We start from the raw sequence: 4,840 nt of genomic DNA on the forward strand, positions 1-4,840 counted from the left end.
AAGTTAATCACTCTTTTAAAAATAGATTTTTAAAGGGTGTTATTGATATTGGAACTAATTCATGTAGAATTTTTATAGCAGAAGTAGAAAAAACTGATAATAGAATAGAGATTATTACACCACTATACAAGGATTTAGATGTTTCTAGACTAGGTAAAAATCTAAATCAAACTGGAGTTCTTTCAAAGGAATCTATTGAAAAAACCTATCATATTATTAAAAAGTTTAAGGAAAAAGCTGACTCTATGGGTGTCACTGAACTTATTGCCTTTGCCACTGCTGCCACAAGAGAGGCAAGTAATGGAAGCATGTTTGTGCAAGGTATAAAAAATGAATTTAATATAAATACCCTTGTAATTCCTGGAGAGATTGAAGCTAAACTTAGCTTTAATGGGAATAGTAATATATATAGAGAAAAAATAGCAACTATTGACGTTGGCGGAGGTAGTAGCGAAATTACAATAGGGGATTATAACGGGATTGATTATGTTAAAAGCTTCCCTATTGGCGTAGTAAAACTTACAGAGATGTTTTTCTCTGATGAAAACTACAATGAAGAAACTCTTCTATCTGCACGTAATTATCTAAAAGGGTTTTTCAATGAATTAAGCAAATTTGAAAATATTTCTTTTAAAATAATTGGAGTTGCTGGTACTGTTACCACAAATGTTTCTATCATAAAAAAACTTCCTAAATTTGTGGAGAAGGAGATTAATGAGTATGTATTATCAAAAATGGATTTAGAAGAAAATCTATATCTTTTCCTCAATAAAACTCTGGAAGATCGTAAAAAAATTATTGGACTAGAACCTAATAGAGCTGATGTTATTATAGCTGGAAATCTAATTTTAATAACACTTTTAGAAATTTTGAATAAGAGTAGTATAACTGTATCCACTGTTGATAATCTTGAAGGTGGTATGGTATTAAATATATAACTGTGGTATAATTTGTAGGTTCATTTTTTTATGAGGAGGTACGTAATGAAACTTTTATTAGATAGATGCTCAATTGGTGGTTGAGCAAGTAAGATAGGACCGGAGGTTCTTTCAAATTTATTAAAAAATCTTCCAAGTGTGGAAGATAAAAATTTAATTGTTGGTTTTGAAAAATCTGATGATGCTGCTATATATAAATTAACAGATGAGATAGCTTTAATCCAAACTTTAGATTTCTTTACACCAATGATTGATGATCCATATATATTTGGACAGATAGCTGCTGCTAACTCTTTAAGCGATGTCTATGCAATGGGGGGAGAACCTAGAACAGCTATGAATATAGTATGCTTTCCTGAAAAAGAAAATATTGAAATCTTAGGTGAGATTTTAAGAGGAGGAGCGGAAAAGATTGCTGAATCTGGAGCTGTCCTAAGTGGTGGGCACTCCATTCATGATCCTGAAATTAAATATGGACTTTCAGTTACAGGACTAGTTCATCCAGAGAAAGTTTTAAAAAATTATGGTTCTCAAGAGGGAGATGTTTTAATTATAACTAAGCCTCTTGGAACAGGTATTATTTCCACAGCTTCCAAAGTTGAAACACTTTCAGAAGAGATAAAAGCAGAATGGATTGAAGTAATGACAACTTTAAATAAATACTCTGCTGAGATTATAAAAAATTATCCTGTTACAGCTTGTACAGATATTACGGGATTTGGATTTTTAGGTCATGCCTATGAAATGGCTGTAGCTTCTGAAAAAACATTTATTTTAGAGCAGGAGTTAATCCCTTATTTAGAAATTGCCAAGGAGTTTGCTAAAGAGTTTTATATAAACTCTATGGGACAAAAAAATAGAAACTATTTAAATGATAAAGTTGATATTTCTGCTGTTCCTTTCTGGCTACAAGAGATTATGTTAGATCCTCAGACATCTGGTGGTTTACTATTCTCAGTTCCTTCAAAATATGCTTCTGAAATTATGGAAAAACTTAATAGTCTTAAAATAAAATCATCTTTAATTGGAACAGTGGACAAATACAATGGAAAATATATTGTAGTTAGATAAGGGGGCTATTATGAATGATAAACAAACTCTTCTAAGAAATCTTCCAAAAGTAGATAAAATTATTGACCTACTAAAGGAAAAAGAGTTTTTTAAAGATAAACCCTATAAAGAGGTTTATGATGCTGTTAATGAGGGGATTGACCTCTTTAGAAAAGGTATTCTTGGTGGAAGTATTACCACATATACAGTAGAGGATATTGAGCAAGCAATCACAAAATCTTTAACTAAAAATTTAGAATTTAATTTTAAAAGAGTAGTTAATGGAACTGGCACTATCCTACATACTAATCTAGGTAGAGCTCTTTTTTCTAAAGATCTTATAGAGCACCTACAAAACTCTCTTTGTGGTTATAGTAATCTTGAGTTTGATTTAAAAACAGGTGAAAGAGGAAGTAGATACTCCCATGTGGAAGAACTGATTGCTAAAGTTACTGGCGCTGAAGCTGCTTTGGTTGTCAATAATAACGCCGCTGCTGTTATGTTATGTTTAAATGAATTTAGTAAAAATACTGAAGTTATAATCTCTAGAGGGGAGCTTGTTGAGGTTGGAGGTTCCTTTAGAATTCCAGATATTATGGAGTTATCTAGTGCTAAACTGGTTGAGGTTGGAACTACCAATAGAACTCATCTCATTGATTACGAAAGAGCAATCAATGAAAATACATCTATGCTTTTAAAAGTTCATACTTCTAACTATCATATCTCTGGTTTTACAAAGAGTGTTTCTAATAAAGAGATTGCTGAACTAGCAAAAGAGAATGGTATAATCTCAATGGAAGATTTAGGAAGTGGTGTTCTTGTTGATTTTTCAAAATATGGTTTAAAAAAAGAACCCACAATTTTTGAATCACTAAATTCTGGAATAGATTTAATCACTTTCAGTGGAGATAAGCTTTTAGGTGGTCCACAATGTGGAATTATTATTGGTAAGAAAAAATTAATTTCAAAATTGAAAAAAAATCAATTCCTGAGAGCTTTTAGAGTTTGTAAAATGACGATTAGTGCACTGGAGTTTACTTTTAAACAATATGTTGATGAAAAAGTTGCCGTAGAAAAAAATCCAACTCTAAATAGAATTCTAGAACCTTTATCCGAAGTTTTTAAAAGAGCTGAAATCTTAAAAAATCTTTTAAAAGAGATTGGGATAGATGGCGAAATAATTGAAACAAAGGCTATTATTGGTGGAGGTTCTATGCCAGATGCCACTATTGAGAGCTATGGTGTTCTTATTCCTTCATTGAATGGAAAACAGGTTGAAACAGCCTTTTTAAAAGAGGATACCCCTATTGTAGGTAGAGTACAAAACAATCAATTTTTTATTGATTTAAAAACAATTCATAGTGATGAATACTCTGTAATTGTACAAAGTTTTAAAAAATTCTTAGAGAGCGTGTAATATGAAAAATATAGTGATTGGTACTGCTGGTCATATAGACCACGGAAAGACGACTTTAGTCAAAATGTTAACAAATATAAATACCGATACTATGAAAGAGGAAAAAGAGAGGGGAATGACCATTGATCTTGGTTTTGCTCCTCTAACAACCCCTTCTGGAGACATTATTAGTATAATTGATGTCCCTGGGCATGAAAAGTTTATAAAGAATATGGTTGCTGGGGCTAAAGGTATTGATTTTGTTCTATTTTTAATAGCATGTGACGACGGTATTATGCCTCAAACAATTGAACATAGAGAGATTTTAAGACTCCTAGGTATAAAAAATGGTATAGTTGTGCTATCAAAAACGGATTTGGTGAGTAAAGAGAGACTTCAGGAATTAAAATCTGAAATTATGGAATCTTTTCAGGATGATTTTCTTAAAACCTTTCCTATTGTGGAGGTTACTTCAAAGGATCCATCCACCTATGAGAATCTTTATAACATAATTTTAAATGAGATAGAACAGTTTGAAGTAGTTAATTCAAATAAAAACGATACTTTTTTTAGATTGGATATTGATAAAATCTACTCACCTAAAGGTATTGGAACTATTGTTAGTGGTACTACAATAGGTGATCTTAAAAAAAATGATAACTTAACTCTCTATCCTCAAAAAATCAGTATAAAAATTAAAGGTATCCAGAATCATGGTAAGGACTTAAATGAAATATCCTCACATCAAAGATGTGCTTTAAATATAACTGGAATAACTGCCAAAGAGATTGAAAGAGGAAATCTTTTAACAAATAGCAAGACTATTATAAACAGTAAAATTATTGATGTTTTATTCAATAGACTATCTGAAGATACTCTTCCTAAAAACAATACTAAGATTAGATTAAATATTGGTACTGGTGAATACTATGGTAAGATTAAATATCTTCATGACACTGAAAAAGATCCAATATTTTTTCAACTTATTATGGATAAGGAGATTCCAGTTGATTTTGATGATATTGGAATTTTAAGAACTCTTAGTACTTCTCGTTTGATTGGAGGAGTAAGAGTTTTAGCTCCCTTTGGTGTTCCCACTAAAAAAAATAACCACATCTATTTGCAAAAATTAAACTATCTCTTGAATAAAGAGTTAAATCTTTCAGAATATCTTTTAAATAAAGGCGGTTTTGTCTATATAGATGACCTAAATAAAGAGTTTAATCTAAATTTAGATAATGCTATATCCAATAAAGATATCTTTACATTTAAAACAATTGATGCAGTTATTCATAAAAACAATTTAGAAAAATTAAAATCAGATATCAAAATATATTTAGAGAGTTTTCACGCTAAAAATCCATTAAAAAAAGGTGTTCCTTTAGCTACAATAAATAATCTTTTCTTTAGAGGAGAAAACTTAATTTCAGAGTTTCAAGAGGAGTTTGAAGAAAAA

At 30.5% G+C, this 4,840-nt stretch carries 4 protein-coding genes; all 4 read left to right on the plus strand.

Annotation, left to right across the window (positions count from 1 at the left end):
* Positions 1–938, plus strand: a 938-nt coding sequence (locus ACMOUI_RS04430) for a Ppx/GppA family phosphatase (protein WP_418964527.1), incomplete at its 5' end; no start/stop codon positions are given.
* A 93-nt stretch (positions 939–1,031) separates the two neighbouring features.
* On the plus strand, positions 1,032–2,009 hold the full coding sequence (selD, locus tag ACMOUI_RS04435) for a selenide, water dikinase SelD (protein WP_418964530.1): 978 nt from the start codon (positions 1,032–1,034) through the stop codon (positions 2,007–2,009).
* 10 nt (positions 2,010–2,019) lie between these two features.
* A complete protein-coding gene (gene selA, locus ACMOUI_RS04440; RefSeq protein WP_418964528.1) occupies positions 2,020–3,405 on the plus strand; it encodes an L-seryl-tRNA(Sec) selenium transferase in 1,386 nt (461 codons plus the stop codon).
* Position 3,406: 1 nt separating this feature from the next.
* A partial coding sequence (gene selB / locus ACMOUI_RS04445) for a selenocysteine-specific translation elongation factor (RefSeq protein WP_418964529.1) occupies positions 3,407–4,840 on the plus strand: 1,434 nt, incomplete at its 3' end.

This window comes from Cetobacterium sp. (assembly GCF_048470075.1).
GTDB lineage: Bacteria > Fusobacteriota > Fusobacteriia > Fusobacteriales > Fusobacteriaceae > Cetobacterium_A.